Annotated in this window: 17 protein-coding genes; 5 read left to right on the top strand and 12 right to left on the bottom strand. The window is 55.5% G+C overall.

Annotated features, from left to right (window positions below; genetic code table 11):
• Window positions 1-52: 52 nt before the first annotated feature.
• The 4 genes from KWG64_RS08655 to KWG64_RS08640 are packed head-to-tail and all read right to left on the bottom strand — an operon-like array spanning window position 53 to window position 3,514.
• The gene (locus KWG64_RS08655; RefSeq protein ID WP_195824089.1) at window positions 53-907 is read right to left on the bottom strand and encodes a metal ABC transporter permease; all 855 of its coding nucleotides are present in this window, start codon (window positions 905-907) and stop codon (window positions 53-55) included.
• Window positions 904-1,755, bottom strand: a complete 852-nt coding sequence (locus tag KWG64_RS08650) for a metal ABC transporter permease (RefSeq protein WP_218521625.1) — start codon at window positions 1,753-1,755, stop codon at window positions 904-906. The genes KWG64_RS08655 and KWG64_RS08650 overlap by 4 nt, the downstream gene beginning before the upstream one ends.
• The gene (locus KWG64_RS08645; protein WP_218521624.1) at window positions 1,752-2,576 is read right to left on the bottom strand and encodes a metal ABC transporter ATP-binding protein; all 825 of its coding nucleotides are present in this window, start codon (window positions 2,574-2,576) and stop codon (window positions 1,752-1,754) included. The genes KWG64_RS08650 and KWG64_RS08645 overlap by 4 nt, the downstream gene beginning before the upstream one ends.
• A complete protein-coding gene (locus tag KWG64_RS08640) occupies window positions 2,573-3,514 on the bottom strand; it encodes a metal ABC transporter substrate-binding protein (protein WP_218521623.1) in 942 nt (313 codons plus the stop codon). Before KWG64_RS08640 ends, KWG64_RS08645 begins: the two co-directional genes overlap by 4 nt.
• 188 nt (window positions 3,515-3,702) lie before the next feature.
• Between KWG64_RS08640 and mntR the strand changes: the two genes are divergently transcribed.
• The 3 genes from mntR to KWG64_RS08625 all read left to right on the top strand — a co-directional run bounded on the left by mntR (window position 3,703) and on the right by KWG64_RS08625 (window position 5,281).
• Window positions 3,703-4,158 carry a manganese-binding transcriptional regulator MntR gene (gene mntR / locus KWG64_RS08635; RefSeq protein WP_152323961.1) on the top strand — a complete coding sequence of 152 codons (456 nt, stop codon included), beginning with the start codon at window positions 3,703-3,705 and terminating at the stop codon, window positions 4,156-4,158.
• A gap of 206 nt (window positions 4,159-4,364) precedes the next feature.
• On the top strand, window positions 4,365-4,727 hold the full coding sequence (locus KWG64_RS08630) for a hypothetical protein (protein WP_195813351.1): 363 nt from the start codon (window positions 4,365-4,367) through the stop codon (window positions 4,725-4,727).
• Window positions 4,728-4,741: 14 nt separating this feature from the next.
• The gene (locus tag KWG64_RS08625; RefSeq protein ID WP_218521622.1) at window positions 4,742-5,281 is read left to right on the top strand and encodes a glycine zipper family protein; all 540 of its coding nucleotides are present in this window, start codon (window positions 4,742-4,744) and stop codon (window positions 5,279-5,281) included.
• Between the two features lie 91 nt (window positions 5,282-5,372).
• Here KWG64_RS08625 and KWG64_RS08620 read toward each other — a convergent pair whose 3' ends face one another.
• The 6 genes from KWG64_RS08620 to KWG64_RS08595 all read right to left on the bottom strand — a co-directional run bounded on the left by KWG64_RS08620 (window position 5,373) and on the right by KWG64_RS08595 (window position 11,024).
• Complete coding sequence (locus tag KWG64_RS08620; protein WP_218521621.1) at window positions 5,373-6,185, bottom strand: Cof-type HAD-IIB family hydrolase; 813 nt, start codon at window positions 6,183-6,185, stop codon at window positions 5,373-5,375.
• Between the two features lie 106 nt (window positions 6,186-6,291).
• Window positions 6,292-7,473 (bottom strand): MFS transporter, encoded by a 1,182-nt coding sequence (locus KWG64_RS08615; RefSeq protein ID WP_370628620.1) that lies wholly within the window; start codon window positions 7,471-7,473, stop codon window positions 6,292-6,294.
• Between the two features lie 98 nt (window positions 7,474-7,571).
• Window positions 7,572-8,570, bottom strand: a complete 999-nt coding sequence (locus tag KWG64_RS08610) for an ROK family protein (protein WP_218521620.1) — start codon at window positions 8,568-8,570, stop codon at window positions 7,572-7,574.
• Window positions 8,571-8,722: 152 nt separating this feature from the next.
• Window positions 8,723-9,445 carry an amino acid ABC transporter ATP-binding protein gene (locus KWG64_RS08605; RefSeq protein WP_218521742.1) on the bottom strand — a complete coding sequence of 241 codons (723 nt, stop codon included), beginning with the start codon at window positions 9,443-9,445 and terminating at the stop codon, window positions 8,723-8,725.
• Entirely contained in the window at window positions 9,432-10,196 is a 765-nt protein-coding gene (locus KWG64_RS08600; protein ID WP_152323849.1) for an amino acid ABC transporter permease, read from the bottom strand. Before KWG64_RS08600 ends, KWG64_RS08605 begins: the two co-directional genes overlap by 14 nt.
• Before the next feature lie 60 nt (window positions 10,197-10,256).
• Window positions 10,257-11,024, bottom strand: a complete 768-nt coding sequence (locus KWG64_RS08595) for a basic amino acid ABC transporter substrate-binding protein (RefSeq protein WP_195824095.1) — start codon at window positions 11,022-11,024, stop codon at window positions 10,257-10,259.
• Window positions 11,025-11,231: 207 nt separating this feature from the next.
• Between KWG64_RS08595 and KWG64_RS25640 the strand changes: the two genes are divergently transcribed.
• Window positions 11,232-12,023, top strand: a complete 792-nt coding sequence (locus KWG64_RS25640; protein ID WP_255562126.1) for a hypothetical protein — start codon at window positions 11,232-11,234, stop codon at window positions 12,021-12,023.
• Between the two features lie 62 nt (window positions 12,024-12,085).
• Here the strand turns inward: KWG64_RS25640 and kup are convergent, their stop codons facing one another.
• Both kup and KWG64_RS08580 read right to left on the bottom strand, forming a co-directional pair.
• Window positions 12,086-13,960 (bottom strand): low affinity potassium transporter Kup, encoded by a 1,875-nt coding sequence (gene kup, locus KWG64_RS08585; RefSeq protein WP_195824096.1) that lies wholly within the window; start codon window positions 13,958-13,960, stop codon window positions 12,086-12,088.
• 113 nt (window positions 13,961-14,073) lie between these two features.
• Window positions 14,074-14,934, bottom strand: coding sequence for a LysR family transcriptional regulator (locus KWG64_RS08580; RefSeq protein ID WP_195824097.1), 861 nt, complete (start codon window positions 14,932-14,934; stop codon window positions 14,074-14,076).
• A gap of 115 nt (window positions 14,935-15,049) precedes the next feature.
• On the opposite strand from KWG64_RS08580, the gene KWG64_RS08575 reads away from it, so the two are divergent.
• A complete protein-coding gene (locus KWG64_RS08575; protein ID WP_218521619.1) occupies window positions 15,050-16,054 on the top strand; it encodes a nitrilase family protein in 1,005 nt (334 codons plus the stop codon).
• The last annotated feature ends 236 nt before the right edge of the window (window positions 16,055-16,290 follow it).

Raw genomic sequence — 16,290 nt, 5'->3', positions numbered from 1 at the left:
ATCTCTCAGCAAAAATGTCAGAAAACAGCATGGCAAATCAGCCCGGCCAGCACTACGCAATCGGTGCGGACTGGCGCGGTTTTATGGATTTTCGCAGTAAATTAGCCGTCAGCGCCAGCAGGAAAAACAGCGCCTGAATCAGCACAATTGTCGGCCCCGTCGCGGCATCAATATAAAAGCTGATAAACGTGCCTGACACCGCCGCAGAAAGTGACACCGTCACTGCAATCATCACCATTTTCGGCAATGTTTTACACAGCAGAAATGCGGTAATACCCGGCGTGATCAGCATCGCCACCACCAGCACCACGCCGACCGCCTGAAGCGCCGCGACAATGGTCATCGCCAGCATGCACAGCAACGCGTAGTGGTAAAAACGAACCGGTAACCCGATGACTTTGGCCTGAACCGGGTCAAAGCAGAACAGCACCAAATCCTTGAATCTGAACAGGATAGCCAGCGTCACCACTGCCGCGATAATCAGCGTTTGCAGCATTTCGCTGTCCGTTACGCCGAGCACGTTGCCAAACAAGATATGGCTGAGATGCTGCTCGGTGTTCACCCGCGAGAAAAGCACCAGCCCGGCGGCGAACATCCCGGAAAACACAATGCCCATCACCGAATCTTCTTTTACCCGGCAATGCTCTTTAATAAAACCGGTGGCGACGGCGCAGAAAAGCCCGGAACCAAACGCCCCGATGGCCAGCGGAATCCCTGCGAGATAGGCCAGCACCACGCCCGGTAAAACGGCGTGCGAAATGGCGTCGCCCATCAGCGACCAGCCTTTCAGCACCAGAAAACAGGAAAAAATCGCGCAGACGATACTGGTCGCCGCCGCGGTCAGCAGCGCGCGCTGCATAAATTCGAAGCCCATGGGCTCAAGCAAAACATCCAGCCAGCTCATCATGCGCGGCTCCTGCGGATCCGGAAGTGATTAACCAGCCAGCCGTGTTTCGGCGCAAACAGAAACGCCAGCAGGAAGACGACGGTTTGCAGGCAGACGATAACGCCACCGGTCGCGCCATCCAGGTAGTAACTCAGCCACGCCCCAGCTGCACTGGTGACCGCGCCAATAATCACCGAAATAATCAGCAAATGTGAGAAGCGGTCAGAGAGCAGATACGCCGTTGCGCCGGGGGTAATCACCATTGCGATCACCAGAATCGCGCCAACGGTTTGCAATGCGGCCACGCTGCATGCGCTGAAAATGGTGAAGAAAATGATTTTCAGCTTCAGCGGAGAAAGCCCGACCGACACGGCGTGCGCTTCATCAAAGAAGACCGCCAGCAGATCCCGCCAGATAACGCACAGCACCACCAGCGAAACGCCGACGATGATTTGCACCTGCAAAATATCCGCGTCATCGATGCCTAAGATATTGCCGAACAGGATCGACTGGACGTTGACCGACGTCGGGTTAAGCGACACCAGCAGCAGGCCGAGTGCGAAGAATGTGGAGAACACAAAGCCAATAATCGCGTCTTCGCGCAGTTTGGTGAAATGGCGCAACAGCGTCATGGAAAGCGCGGCCAGAATCCCGGTGCCGAAAGCACCGACTGCATACGGAAAACCAAGCGCATACGCGCCCGCCACGCCCGGAACGACCGAATGAGATAAAGCATCACCCATCAGCGACCAGCCTTTGAGCATCAGATACGCCGACAAAAACGCGCACACCGCGCCCACGCCCGCGCTGACCCAGATGGCTTTGACCATGTAATTATACTGAAACGGCTCAAGCAGCAGTTCGGTCATACCACCCGCCTTACCGCTGTCTCCGGAATGCTCTCTTTATGCATACCCTCTTTCTGCATGCTCTCTTTATGCAAAAAATAGCCGATATTACGCAGTGCGCCGCCAAAGGTGTTTTCCAGATTCTGATGCGTAAACGTGGCTTCCAGCTCACCGGCGGCCATCACCGTCCGGTTGATAAGCACCACGCGATCGCAGAAATCCGGCACGCTGGCGATATTGTGTGTGGACACCAGAATCAGATGCCCTTCCTCACGCAGCTGGCGCAGAAGTTCGATAATGGCATTTTCCGTTTTGATGTCCACGCCGGTAAAAGGCTCATCAAGCAGCAGTACGCGCCCCTGCTGAGCCAGCGCACGCGCGAGAAAAACACGTTTTTTCTGGCCGCCGGACAGCTCACCAATCTGACGATGCGCCAGATCGGTCAGCCCGACACGCGCCAGCGCCGACGCAACCTGATTTTTATCTTCCTGCGAGGGAATACGCAGAAACGACATTTTGCCGTAACGCCCCATCATCACCACGTCACGCACCAGTACCGGAAAATTCCAGTCCACTTCTTCGGACTGCGGCACGTAAGCGATCAGATTCTGCTTCAGTGCTTTAGCGACGTTCAGGCCATCCAGCGTCACGCTGCCGTGCGTCGGCCGGATAATACCCATAATGGTTTTGAATAACGTGGATTTACCGCTGCCGTTAACGCCCAGCAGCGCGCAAATCGAGCCGCCGTGCAGCGTAAAACTCGCGTCTTCAATGGCGGTGTGACCGTTGTTGTAGGTCACGGTGACATCATCAACCCTGAGGTGAAGCCGCGAGTCATTCATTGACCGAACCCTTGCGCAATCGTGCCAACCGTCACTTTCAGCAAATCAATGTACGTGGGCACCGGGCCGTCCGCGGCGGACAGCGAATCGACATACAACACGCCGCCGTATTTCGCGCCGGTTTCCTTGCTGACCTGTTTCGCCGGTTTATCCGAAATCGTACTTTCGCTGAACACTACCGGGATATTTTGCTGACGCACCAGATCAATCAGCTTTTTCACCTGCTGCGGCGTGCCCTGCTCTTCGGCGTTGATCGGCCACAGATACGCTTCTTTGAGATCGTAATCTTTCGCCAGATAACTGAATGCGCCCTCACTGGTCACCAGCCAGCGCTGAGCGGCCGGGATTTTCGCCAGACGTTCGCGCAGCGGCGCATCAAGCTGCATAATTTTCTGCGAATAATCTTTGGCATTACGGTCGTAGGTCGCGGCGTTTTCAGGATCATATTTCACCAGCGCGGCGCGGATATTCTCGACGTAGACCAGTGCGTTCTTCGCGGACATCCAGGCGTGCGGATTCGGGTTACCGAGATATGGCCCTTCCTGAATTGGCATTGGCGTAATGCCGTCCGTGACCGTTGCTGACGGCACATCTTTGATATTGGCAAAGAAGCGCCCGAACCAGCGTTCGAGGTTAAAACCGTTCCACAGAATCAGATCCGCTGACTGCGTTTTGACGATATCGCGCGGCGTCGGCTGATAATCGTGGATCTCCGCGCCCGGCTTGGTGATCGACTCTACGGTCGCCGCATCACCGGCGACGTTCTGCGCGATGTCCTGGATCACCGTGAAGGTCGTCACCACTTTGAACTTTTTTTTGTCTTTCTCTGCCGCCGTCGCATTTCCGGTGACCAGCGCAACAATCATACCGATCAGCATCAGACGCAAACGAAACGGTGAATAACTGAATAATTTTAAGAGGCTCTGTCCATTTCCCATCAACGTTCTCCTGTGAAACACCACAACAATCGGCGATTTATTATTCAGGTATAGCACAGGCTATACTCCATAGCCAAGGCAAAGTTTTCAGAAATTGGTAGATGTGTGCACTTGGTTTACAATGCACGGATTGCTGCGGTGAGCGCGGCTGCGGTGGAAAACCGTTGAGCAAGAAAGAGGCAGGCGTAGTGAAAGATAAAAAAATAAATCCATTACTGGATGTGGAAGAACACGCTCAGGGTTTTTTACAGGTGCGCGAGGCGCATCGCCGCGAATTAATGGACGATTACGTTGAGCTGATTTCAGACTTAATTCATGAATTTGGTGAAGCACGACAGGTCGATCTGGCTGCACGTCTAGGCGTTTCGCAGCCGACGGTGGCGAAAACGCTGAAACGTCTGGCTAACGCCGGGCTGGTTCATCAGCTGCCGTATCGCGGCACTTTCCTTACGCCGGAAGGTGAGAAACTGGCGGCGGAAAACCGCGAACGTCATAACGTCGTTGAAGCCTTTTTCATCGCGTTGGGCATCAGCGCAGAAACGGCGCGCCTTGATGCGGAAGGTGTGGAACATCACGTCAGCGACGAAACGCTGGCCGCTTTCCGGCGCTTCACCGCAAGCCAGGAAATCAGCGCGAAAAAGTGACTTTCCGGCCCGTCTGCGCAAGGCGGCGGGCCGTTCGTCAACAAACGTATCTCCCTGAATTCTTTATACACAATTACACCCAAACTCTTGTCACATTCCCCCAGTTCTCCCGCCAACCTTTTACACCACGCAAGCGTATCTTTAGCCTCAGGAGAGGTGTCATTTTTGCCGCTCCGTGCATCCGGTCAATGTGCTTCGAGGTGGTTATGAAAAGGCTGTTGTTGTTGATGCTTACCGCTGGCGCGCTGATGTCAGCCAGCTCTGCGTCGTTCGCCTATGGGTATTACGGTCATGGCTATTATGGTCACGGCTATGGTCATGGATATTATGGCCGCGGCTGGTATGGCGGACCGCGTGTTGTTGTCGGTATTCCCTGGGGCCCGCCGCCGCCGGTGTATTACGGGCCACCGCCGGTTGTCTATGTTGCGCCTGCGCAACCGCAGACTTACGTCGAGAAAACCCCTAATTATGCTTACTACTGCCAGAATCCGGCGGGATATTACCCGCAAGTTCCACGCTGTGCGCGTGGCTGGATGAAGGTTGTCGTCGGTGATTCCGCTCCACGTTAACAGGCGACAATGTCATGAACAGGTTTACTCCGCTGGCGGTTATTGCCCTGGCCGCAGCGCTCTCTGGCTGCGTATCTCCCCCGACCCGCCCGGACGTGATGGTTTTACCGGGAACGGGCAAGGATTATCAGCAGTTTCAGAGGGATGAAATGTCCTGCCGGAATGCGGCCTACGGCAGCGTGAACGGCGGTGCGCAAACGGCCAATAATACTGCGGTGAATACCGCGGCAGCAGGCACGGCGGTAGGTGCCGCCGCCGGTGCGCTGCTTGGCGCGGCGTCACATCAGGCCGGTGCGGGCGCGCTGATTGGCGCAGGCAGCGGGCTGTTAATTGGCAGCGCGATGGGCAATAACAGTGCCGGTGCCAGCAGCGGTGATTTGCAGGATCAGTACGATACGGTTTACACCCAGTGCATGTACGCCAAAGGCAACAAAGTACCGGTAGACGCGAGCTACAGCGACCGTCAGGACTCTGCGCCGCAAAGCCCGGTGCCGCCGGATTACTACCCGTCTCAGCCAGGCGACAACGGCGTTCCGCCTGATTACGTTCAGTAAACGCTAAGCAATAAGACAAACAATAAAAAAGGCTGCCGTAATCTGCGGCAGCCTTTTCGTTTTAACCGGATTTAGCACCGGTTCGCGTCAGTCATGCGAACGGCGGACGCGCATTGAATACATCGTCAATCACCTCAAGCACGCCCTCTTTTTCATGCGAAGGCGCGCGGTATTTCGCTGCGGCTTTTGCCGGTGCGGACGCATTCTCCATCGCAAAACCGTAGCCCGCGTAACTCAGCATTTCCAGATCATTACCGCTGTCACCAAACGCCAGCACTTCATTATCACGGATGCCGTAAATCTGCTGGATTTTGCGCAGCCCGCTGGCTTTATGATTCCCGGCGATAATCAGGTCAACGGATCCGTGTCCGCTGGTCACCGGCGCGACAATCCCGCCGAGCTGTTCTGTGATTTCTCCCATCAGCGGGTAAACGTCGTCTTCCACGTAGCTCAGCGCGAACTTGAAAATCGTATCGCTGATTTCTGCATAACTTTGCACTTTGGTCAGACGATGATAATAGCGGCGCATCCGGCTGATAAACGCTTCGGGCGTGCCTTCCAGCACATACGCGCCCAGCCTGCCGCAGACAATCGTGTTGATCCCCGGCGTGCGGCTGATCCAGTCCAGCACCAGCGTGACCTGTTCAGGTTCAAGCTTGCCGCAGTAGATTTCCTGCTTTTTATCGACGACGTAACCGCCGCCTTCCGCCACGTAAGCGATCTCTTCATCGATGTCATCAAAGAAGGATTTCAGCTGGTAATACTGGTTACCGCTGGCGACGACAAACTTGATACCGCGCTCCAGCATTTGCGCATACTGCCCGCGAAAACGGGCTTTGTTATATTCACCGTTCTGATCCAGGAAAGTGCCATCCATGTCGACGGCAATAAGTTTTACGGCCATTACAGCTCCTTACAGGGTCGGATTTAAAACAATCATCATAAACAAAAAAAGGCTGGCGGGGTTCTGCACACCAGCTGGCAAGATGCCACTCAGTTATAAACTTTTATTAATCAGCCTGATATTTTAATTTGTATGCGCCGAACGTCACGATCAGGAATGCGGCAGCGACGGCGGAAAACGCCACGTACAAACTCGACAGGTGCGCAACGAAGCCAATCAGCGCCGGGCCACCCAAAATTCCGAGATACCCGAGCGTGGCGACAAACGCCACTGACATGTTCACCGGCATCACTTTTTCCTGACCGGCCAGCGTGATCAACACCGGCGCAATGTTCGCCGCGCCAATACCGACCAGCGCAAAACCGCAGATGGGCAGGAACCAGCCCGGCAACAAGATCACCATCAGATAACCGGCAATCCCGAGAATTCCGCCCATCACCAGAACGCGTTTACGTCCCAGCGCGCTGACAATCGCGTCGCCGGTCAGACGCATCACGGACATCGCGATGGCAAACACCGCAAATCCCCATCCCGCATGTTCAAGCGCCAGCCCGCGCTCCCGGGTCAGGAAAACGCCGCCCCAGTCGAGCACTGCGCCTTCGGCCATAAAGCAAATCATCGCCATAACCGCCATCAGGATCAGACGGAAATTAGGCCGTGCTTTAGCTTTACCTTCGTGCGCACTTTCCTCGTGCGCCCCGAACGGCAGCAGGCTGCGCCACGAAAATGCCGTCCCCAAAATCACCAGCACGATGGCGAAGAATGTGCTGCCCACCGGCGTGATACCGGCGCTGAGCAGCAGCGCACCGCCACCCGCGCCCGCAATCCCGCCGACGCTCCACAGGCAGTGAAAACCGGACATCAGCGGTTTATCCGCGGCCTGTTCAACCATCGTGCCCTGCACATTGACCGCCACGTCCGCCAGGCCGATGCCCATGCCGAAAATGAACAGACTCAGCGCCATCAGCCGGATATCGCTGAACGTCGCCAGCAGCGGCATCATCAGACAATACATCACCACGGCGGCGAGGATCACCGCGCGGCAACCGAAACGGCCGATGATCCGGCCGGAGCCGAGCATCGATAACAACGATCCTGCGCCGAGACACAACAGCAGCATACCGAGCGCACCGGCTTCGGAATGTGTTCGCAACTGCGCGTAGGGCACCAGCGCGCCCCACAATCCCATCGCCATACCGGTGACAAAAAATATCATCCGCGTAGCGACACGGCGGCCCGATGCGCCGACCCACTCAGCGGGTTTTTCTAATTCAGGTGACAGTGACAAAGTGCGCTCCTGTGCCGTATTGGATAGTTATTAAAAGACTTTTAATAAGTGCGCAGTATATTGATCCGGGCAACGCAAAGTCAACGCCTGAGGCGCGATTAGTTTCCGAAAGCGATATGCAGGTTGTAGTTATTCAGCGTGAGTTCAGTGATGCCTTGCAGATAGTCCTGCCGCATCGACGGGCGGTAAATCAGCGCGGGCATATGCTGCGCGGGAATGTGCTCCTGACAGCGTTGGGTCAGTTCGGGGATCAGCGCATCGCTGATTTTCGGTCCGGAGAGCGCAATTGTCGCCGGGTTGATAATGGCGCTGAGCGAGACAATGACCTTAGCCATTTCTTCCGCCACAGGCAGCTTATCGAGATCTTTAAACGGCAGGTTCGACACCTCGCCCGCAAACTGACTGGCGCCCTGCAACACCTGTCCGTTGATGACCATTCCGCAGCCGAGGCAAGGCACGTCAGGCTTGAAAATATAGGCTACCGGCGCGGTTTCTCCCGCACAGCTGCTGCGGTAAAAACCATAGGCGGTGTAGTTCATGTCGTTATCGGCCTGCACGTAAATACCGAATTTTTCGCGCAGCTGTTGTTCGACATCCACACCGGTGAACGCGCTGATATCGCAGGTCGCCACGCGCCCTTTCACCACCACGCCCGGCAGGCCGATACCGAGGGCTTTAATGTTCGGATAATCCGCCAGCAACCCGGCAATTTGCTGATAAAACGTTTCCAGGCTGAGCGGCAGAAAGCGCACTTCGCCCTGCGCCAGGCTCACGCCCGTGGCCGAATTTACCGACCAGATAATCTGCGCCGCCGCATCGCTGCCCTGCGCATAGAGACTCAGCACGGAGAAATAATCGGGGTTATAGGCGTAACGCTGCGCAGGCCGCCCGCCGCGGGATTCTTCCAGCTCAAGCGCCAGCACTTCGCGTGTCAGACGTAATTCATTAAGCACCGCGCCGCAGGTTGCAATACTCAGCCCCGTTTGCGCCGCCACTTCCGCTTTGGTCGCCGAGCCCAGAGATTTCAACGCCTGAGTGACCAGCACCACGTTATTGATCTTCATTTCGCGGGTTGTACGGTTTTGCGGGGTAATCATGGTGCCTCGGGATGCGGGGAATTTGAGGGTAATTTAGCACAAAATCAGGGCGCGGACTTTTGCCCGGTAAAACTCAGAGGGGGAAGTGTCTGGAGATGGAAAAGGTCTGGAGGCAGAAAGTATCCGGAGGCAAGTCACCTCCGGATGAAGGATTACAACACCTTACTCAAGAACTCGCGGGTACGCGGATTGGTCGGTGCGGTGAAAAGCTGCGCCGGCGGCCCTTCTTCCTGAATCACGCCCTGATCAATAAACACCACGCGGTCGGCCACCTCGCGGGCAAAGCCCATTTCGTGGGTCACGATCACCATCGTCATGCCTTCGAGCGCCAGCTGTTTCATGACGGCCAGCACTTCGCCGACCAGCTCGGGGTCGAGCGCAGATGTCGGTTCGTCGAACAAAATGATCGAAGGTTCCATCGCCAGCGCGCGGGCAATCGCCACACGCTGCTGCTGACCGCCGGAAAGGCTGGAAGGCCAGGCATCGATTTTGTCGATCAGCCCGACTTTTTGCAGCAGCTTCTCAGCACGCGAAACCGCGTCGGCTTTCGACAACCCTTTCAGCGACATCGGCGCCATAATCAGGTTTTCCAGCACCGTCATGTGCGGAAACAGATTAAAGCGCTGGAACACCATTCCGACGCCGGAACGCAGCGTATTCAGATTGGTTTTCGGGTCATGAACCGCGAAACCGTTCACCACCACTTCGCCGCCGTTCGGTTTTTCCAGCGCGTTCAGGCAGCGCAGGAAGGTACTTTTCCCCGAACCGGACGGGCCGATGATGCACACCACTTCTTTCTCTGCGATATCACACGAGATGCCGCGCAAAACGTGGGTTTCACCGAACTGTTTCTGTAAATCCTTAACGTGAATCACTTTTGCCAAACCTCTTTTCCATGTGTTGAACCAGCAGCGAGAGCAGGAAAGTCAGAACCCAGTACACCAGCGAAATCGTCAGGTAGGGTTCCCAGTAGGTGGCGTAAGCGCCGGAAACAGTTCGCGCCGCATAAGCCAGATCGGCCAGGCCGATGGCTGACGCCAGCGAAGAATCTTTCACAATCGCAATCGCGTTATTGCCCAGCGGCGGCAGAATGCGACGAAACGCCTGCGGCAAAATGACTTTGCGCATCGTTTTACCCCAGCCCATCCCTAATGCACGCGACGCTTCCATCTGGCCGTTATCGATCGACTGGATCCCGGCACGGAAAATCTCGGAAACGTACGCGCCCGCATTCAACGTAATCGCGACGACGCAGGATAAAAACGCGCCGTAATCGGAGCGTAACGCACGGGCGAAATCGGAAGACATCAGGCCGTTAGTGACTAAAATTCCGTCACGCGGGTTGATGAACAGCGGAACCAGCGCGAAGTGAACCACCATGATCTGCACAAACAGCGGCGTGCCGCGAAATGCACTGACGTAAATGCGCACCGGCCATTGCACGGCGAAGCGCAGAACGTATTTCCACGGGCCATCGTCGGCGCGGGCCATGCGTCCGAGGCCGAGCAGCAGGCCCCAGGTGGTGCCTAAAATGACGCAAATGAGGGTGCATTTGATGGTCATCAGCGCGCCCTGCACAAACAGCGGCGCATATTCTGAGATTATCTCCCAGCGAAATCCGGTCATACCTGTCCTTGTTCGGGGGCGCTTTCACGCCCCTGCATATCAATATTTTTCTGGGGGGATTTATTGCGCTGGCAGCGTTGGCACGTTCTTATCAAACCAGGTTTCATAGATTTTTGCGTAGGTGCCGTCAGCCACGATTTTCTTCAGACCGGCGTTGATTTTACCCAACAGTTCCGTGTTGTCTTTGGCTACCGCAATGCCGAAATACTGACGTTCGAACTTGCTGTCCGGTACCAGTTTCAGGGCTTTTTCAGGATGGGATTTGATGTAGTACTTCACCACGCCGACGTCGCCAACCGCTGCGCCAATGCCGTCTTCCGCCAGTTCCTGCAACATCAGCGGCGTGTTATCAAAACGTTTGATATCCGTGCTGTTTTTGCCCAGTGCGTCAGATACCACGATGTCGCCGGTGCTTGAGTTCACCACGCCGACTTTCAGGCCTTTCAGCGCAGCAACGGAATCCACTTTAGAATCCGCAGGCACCACGATGGACTGTTCTGCCGGGAAATACGGCGCAGAGAAATCGACCATCGCTTTACGTTTGTCAGTAATGGTGATGCCGGAAATAATGATGTCACGATCACCGGAATTCAGGGTGGCGAAAATCCCCTCCCACGGCGTATTGACCAGTTTGATGTCAAAATCTTCCGCTTTTGCGATAGCTTTGATGATGTCGATATCAAAACCTTCCAGCTGTTTCTGGCTGTTTTCATATTCGAAAGGGCGGTACGTGCCGCCGGAACCGACCACATAAGTGGCCTGCGCGGCGTAGGCGGAAGTGATTAAGGAAGAAAGCAGGCACCCGGTGAGAACTAAAGACTTGAACATGGACACTCCTGTGTGTTTGTTATTTTATGCAGATAATTTGCATAAAAATACACAAATTGACGAAGCGCTTCAACCGAAAATTTGGTGAGGGTGACAGACTGATAAGAAGAATCCTCCGAGTTCCCCGCCGCGACATTCATCTCAATCCTGAGATCGGGTATATTGGTACGCAGATCACAAAAATCCCTTAAAGGAAGACGTCGCACTATGAGTTATCGTTTCACCCTGGCCGCCGTTGCGGCCGTTTTCGCACTCACAGGATGCGCAAACACCAAAACCGCTGAAAAACCGGCGTTCGATCTCGGTTCCACGCGTCTGACCGTGACACACGTTCCGACCAAAACCGACGATGGCACCCAGATTTACGTCACCATTGATGGCAAAGATGCCGGTGCGCTGGGGCTTGGCGAAAGCGTGGAAGTGCAGCTTCCGGAAGGGAAACATCAGGTCGGCGGTTATGCCCGTTCACTGATCGGACGCGTGACTATTGCGCCTGTCGATGTGACAACGTCACGCAACGACATCAGCCATGTGACCTATTCCGTTGCGAATCTCAAGCCGACATTCCTGGTTCGCGCGACAACGCCGGTCCCGAAACCTAAGTCAGAATCGGTGCCTTTAGAACCGATCCCGGCCCTGCCAACGCAAATTGAAGCCCCGGCAACGGACGTTCAGGCGCAAACCACAACGCCTGCCGCGGCATCAGCAACTACGCCAGCAGAAACTACAGCACCGGCAGCAGCCACGACGACGACATCGTCAACGCCAGTAACCACAACACCGGCGACGACGACCAAAACCGAAACCACTTCAACACCGGCTGCGGCAACCACGACGACCACTCCGGCTGCCACCACGCAGACTGAAACCACGACGACACCGGCAACGCAGACCACCACGAAGTCTGTGCCTGTCACCACGTTGCAGTCGCAGACGGATACCACGACGTCATCGCCTCAGGCCGCTAACATCACCGAACTTCAGGATCCGCAGAGCTAAACAGTTCTGCTTTCTGCACGGCCCGTTTCCGGATTTCATCCCATGAAACGGGCCGTTTGCTTTCAGAATTTCACCACCGCACCCAGCTCAATCACCCGGTTTGGCGGAATATGGTAATGTTCCGGCGCACGCAGGGAGTTACGTTGTAACACCTGGAACAATTTCCCCCGCGCTTTGAGATACCACGGACGCGGGTCGCCCAGCACAAACGTATCCCGCGACATAAAGAACGACGTTTCATTCATTGTACACTTCAGCCCTTCCAGCCCGCAGCGGTACAAAATATCAGTGACGTTCGGTTTTTCCCGCCAGCCATAACTGGCAATCACCCGCCAGAACGACGGCGAAAGCTGCTCAATCGTCACACGCCGGACGTTATGCACGTACGGCACGTCTTCCGTGGCGACAGTCAGTAACACCACGCGTTCATGCAATATCTTGTTATGTTTCAGATTATGCAGCAGCACCAGCGGCACTTCATATTGCCCGCGCGACATCACCACGGCGGTGCCCGGTACGCGTTTAGGCGGCGATTTTTCCAGTGACACGATCAGCGCTTCGAGCGCTTCCGGATCCTGACGCAAACGCCTCAGCAGGCGGTTACGTTCGGTTTTCCAGGTCAGCATGATCAGCAAAATCGTCAGGCCGATAACCACCGGCAGCCAGCCGCCGGAGAACAGTTTGACCAGATTCGCGGCAAACAGCGGCACATCAATCAGCAGCATGACCGCCATCATCAGGCCGCCCACCCAGCTTTTCCAGCCCCAGTTTTTGACCATCACAATGCCAATCAGCAGTGAAGTAATGACCATCGTACCGGTCACCACAATGCCGTACGCCGATGCCAGATTGCTGGAGTGTTTGAAGCTGAGAATGGCAATCAGCACCGCGAAATAGAGCAGCCAGTTGACGACCGGAATATAGATCTGCCCCGACTCTTCATCCGAGGTATAGATGATGCGCATCGGCGGCAGATACCCCATCCGCACGGCCTGCCGCGTCAGGGAGAATACCCCCGAGATCACCGCCTGCGAGGCAATCACCGTCGCCAGCGTCGCCAGTATCAGCAGCGGGATCAGCGCCCAGCCCGGTGCCAGCAGGAAAAACGGATTCTGGATGGCGTCAGGTTTGCTGAGCAACAGCGCGCCCTGCCCGAAATAGTTCATCACCAGCGACGGCCCGACCAGAATAAACCACGCAATGCGGATCGGCTTTTTACCGAAATGTCCCATGTCGGCGTACAGCGCTTCCCCGCCGGTCACGGACAGCACCACCATGCCGAGCGCGAAAAACGAAACGGTTTTGTATTCCGCAAAGAAATGCACCGCCCAGTACGGGTTCAGCGCCTGCAAAACCTGCGGATTACGCAGGATCCCGCTGATGCCCAGCACGCCAATCGTGACAAACCACAGCACCATCACCGGCGCAAAGATTTTCCCGACGCTGCCGGTGCCATTTTTTTGAATGAAAAACAGCAACGTCAGAACAGCAATGGAAAACGGGATAATAAAACGGTCGAGGGAAGGCTCGATGATTTCCAGCCCTTCAATGGCGGAAAGCACCGAAATCGCCGGGGTAATGACGCCGTCGCCGTAGAAGAAACTGCCGCCCACCAGCCCGAGAAACATGATAAGTGGCACCCATCGCGGGCTCAGATTGCGCACAGCCAGCGACATCAGGGTGAGAATCCCCCCTTCGCCGTCGTTGTCGGCGCGCATCACAAAACTGATGTATTTGACCGAAACGACCAGCATCAGCAGCCAGAAGATCAGCGACAGAAAGCCGAACAGAGAACTTTGCGTCAGGGTAATGCCCGCCTGGCCGGTCAGGCATTCCCGCAGGGTATACAACGGGCTGGTACCGATGTCGCCATAGACGACACCAATACAGGCCACAGTCACGGTAAGCAGCGATGATTTCTTTTTTATATGTGTCATAAGTGGCTTCGCGATGTCTCAGGACAACCTTTGTTGTCCCATTTTCAGAGTATAGCTGCTGCCATCTGTTCGCCGCCTCAACAACCCTCATTTTCTTTACATAAAAGAAACATTTAACGCACAAAGCCTTTTGCGATCGCAATAAAATTATCGCGGACAGAATCGTCATAGCGCGGATCCCAGGCGATCCCCACCTGCCAGCGGGTTGCCCCACCCGGAAGCGGCACAATATTCAGCCCCGGCGGCGCGATATGCACCACGCTTTGCGGCAACAGCGCCACGCCGGTACCGGCAATAATCAGCGCGACAATGGTCTGAATATCTTCCACCTGCTGCGTGGAAGCCGGGAAAATGTGCTGGTCGTGCAGGAATAGCGTCGTCTGCGTATTCAGGCCACCGCCGCGCGCCGGGTACAAACGCAGCAACGGGAATTTTTGCAGCCAGTCTTCGATGCTCAGACCGTTATTCTCCGGCGTGACCAGCACCAGATTATCGTCAAACAGGCTGTGATAACTGAGCGGTTTTGCCGGTGGCACGCGGACAAACCCGACCTGCAACGCCCCGCTTTGCAGCATTTCGTATTGCTGCGCCGAGGGCAAATCTTCCAGCGTAATATCGATGCCGGGAAACTGCGCCCGAAACTGCGCAATACACTGCGGCGCAAAATAAAAACTGGACAGCCCGAAGCCTGCCGCCAGAAAACCCTCGCGCCCTTTCGCCACCTGTTCCGCGTGATGCAAAAACAGCTCAGCCTGCGCGACGACTTTTTTCGCTTCCGGCAACAGCCGCTGCCCGCCCGCCGTCAGCGCGGTGCCGTGGCGGCCACGCGTAAACAACATCAGGTTCACCCGGGATTCCAGCAGATTGATCTGTTTGGTGAGCGCAGGTTGCGATATCGCCAGCGCCTCAGCCGCCAGGGCGTAATTTCCTTTTTCAGCCAGCACCACGAACGCCCTGAGCAGTCGCGTATTCATATTTTGCATTCCGTTTAGTTATCTAAAATGAAAAACAATTCATTATAAAGTTATCAACCGGATTGCTGTAATGCCAGTGAAAGTCACCCTTTGTGACCCTTTGCGGAGAACGGCGATGAGCGAAGTAACGTCAGTCAAATCGATAAAAACGGCAGTGGTTCAGTTTCAGCATCAGGCCAGCAATAAGGCTTACAACCTGTTGATTATGGAGAAATACATTGAACAGGCTGCCGCGCAGGGCGTGAAGATCCTGGCCTTCCCGGAAATGTGCATCACCGGTTACTGGCACGTGCCGGGTCTTTCGGCGGAAGAAGTTAATGCGCTGGCTGAACCGGTTGAAACCAGCCCGTCGCTGGCACTGATCAGGGCGCTGGCGGCGAAAAATCAGATGCTGATTGGCGCGGGTCTTATCGAACGCGCGGCAGATGGCCGGATTTATAACACCTACGTGGCCTGCATGCCGGACGGTTCTTATCACGCGCACCGCAAACTGCACGCGTTTGAGCATCCTGCATTCAGCTGCGGCGACGGTTTTACCGTATTTGATACGCCGTGGGGCGTGAAGGTGGGGATCCTGATTTGCTGGGACAATAATCTGGTGGAAAACGTACGCGCGACCACGCTGCTCGGTGCGGATATCCTGCTGGCACCGCATCAGACCGGCGGCACCCATTCGCGCAGCCCGCACGGCATGAAACCCATTCCGCTGGAATTGTGGGAACAGCGTGCGGAAAGAAAGGAAGAAATCACCGCTGCGTTTAAGGGGGAAAGTGGCCGCGGATGGATCCTGCGCTGGCTGCCATCGCGCGCGCACGATAACGGATTGTTCATTTTATTTAGCAACGGCGTGGGCGCAGATGCGGATGAAGTCCGCACCGGCAACGCGATGATCCTCGACCCTTATGGCCGGATCATCAGCGAAACCTGGGTTGCCGCCGACGCCATGGTCAGCGCCGAACTGGATTTAACGCTGATCCCCCTGAGTTCCGGCCGCCGCTGGATCTACGGCAGACGCCCTGAATTGTATTCCATTCTGACCGAACGTCAGGGCTACGAACGCGACGCCATCACCGCACGTTTTTCCGAAGAAGCCACGGGGCCGGCATCACGTAAGGTTTAACGGGTCATAGCATAATGATTAGGGAAGCCGGTTATTTTTGATTACCGGCTCAGCCGCCCGCAGGCTGCGCCTCACCCGCTGAGAATTACTGAATACTCCCTTCAGAACCTAACGGATTAGGATTACAGGCTTTTTTATCTCTCAACGGATGAATTTCAGGCCAAATGAAGCCTTTTCATACAAATATAGCCAAGGCTAACATTCTTAACCGATACTATAACTAGTTGAATATTATG

The sequence above is a fragment of the Rahnella sp. PD12R genome, from assembly GCF_019200965.1.
Classification (GTDB): domain Bacteria; phylum Pseudomonadota; class Gammaproteobacteria; order Enterobacterales; family Enterobacteriaceae; genus Rahnella; species Rahnella laticis.
This window is presented reverse-complemented; position numbering and strand designations above follow the sequence as displayed.

Coding starts and splice junctions, on each gene's coding strand:
- KWG64_RS08655 (WP_195824089.1), bottom strand. CDS start 907: ATGATGAGCTGGCTGGATGTTTTGCTTGAGCCCATGGGCTTCGAATTT.
- KWG64_RS08650 (WP_218521625.1), bottom strand. CDS start 1,755: ATGACCGAACTGCTGCTTGAGCCGTTTCAGTATAATTACATGGTCAAA.
- KWG64_RS08645 (WP_218521624.1), bottom strand. CDS start 2,576: ATGAATGACTCGCGGCTTCACCTCAGGGTTGATGATGTCACCGTGACC.
- KWG64_RS08640 (WP_218521623.1), bottom strand. CDS start 3,514: ATGGGAAATGGACAGAGCCTCTTAAAATTATTCAGTTATTCACCGTTT.
- KWG64_RS08630 (WP_195813351.1), top strand. CDS start 4,365: ATGAAAAGGCTGTTGTTGTTGATGCTTACCGCTGGCGCGCTGATGTCA.
- KWG64_RS08625 (WP_218521622.1), top strand. CDS start 4,742: ATGAACAGGTTTACTCCGCTGGCGGTTATTGCCCTGGCCGCAGCGCTC.
- KWG64_RS08620 (WP_218521621.1), bottom strand. CDS start 6,185: ATGGCCGTAAAACTTATTGCCGTCGACATGGATGGCACTTTCCTGGAT.
- KWG64_RS08610 (WP_218521620.1), bottom strand. CDS start 8,570: ATGATTACCCCGCAAAACCGTACAACCCGCGAAATGAAGATCAATAAC.
- KWG64_RS08600 (WP_152323849.1), bottom strand. CDS start 10,196: ATGACCGGATTTCGCTGGGAGATAATCTCAGAATATGCGCCGCTGTTT.
- KWG64_RS08595 (WP_195824095.1), bottom strand. CDS start 11,024: ATGTTCAAGTCTTTAGTTCTCACCGGGTGCCTGCTTTCTTCCTTAATC.
- KWG64_RS25640 (WP_255562126.1), top strand. CDS start 11,232: ATGAGTTATCGTTTCACCCTGGCCGCCGTTGCGGCCGTTTTCGCACTC.
- kup (WP_195824096.1), bottom strand. CDS start 13,960: ATGACACATATAAAAAAGAAATCATCGCTGCTTACCGTGACTGTGGCC.
- KWG64_RS08580 (WP_195824097.1), bottom strand. CDS start 14,934: ATGAATACGCGACTGCTCAGGGCGTTCGTGGTGCTGGCTGAAAAAGGA.
- KWG64_RS08575 (WP_218521619.1), top strand. CDS start 15,050: ATGAGCGAAGTAACGTCAGTCAAATCGATAAAAACGGCAGTGGTTCAG.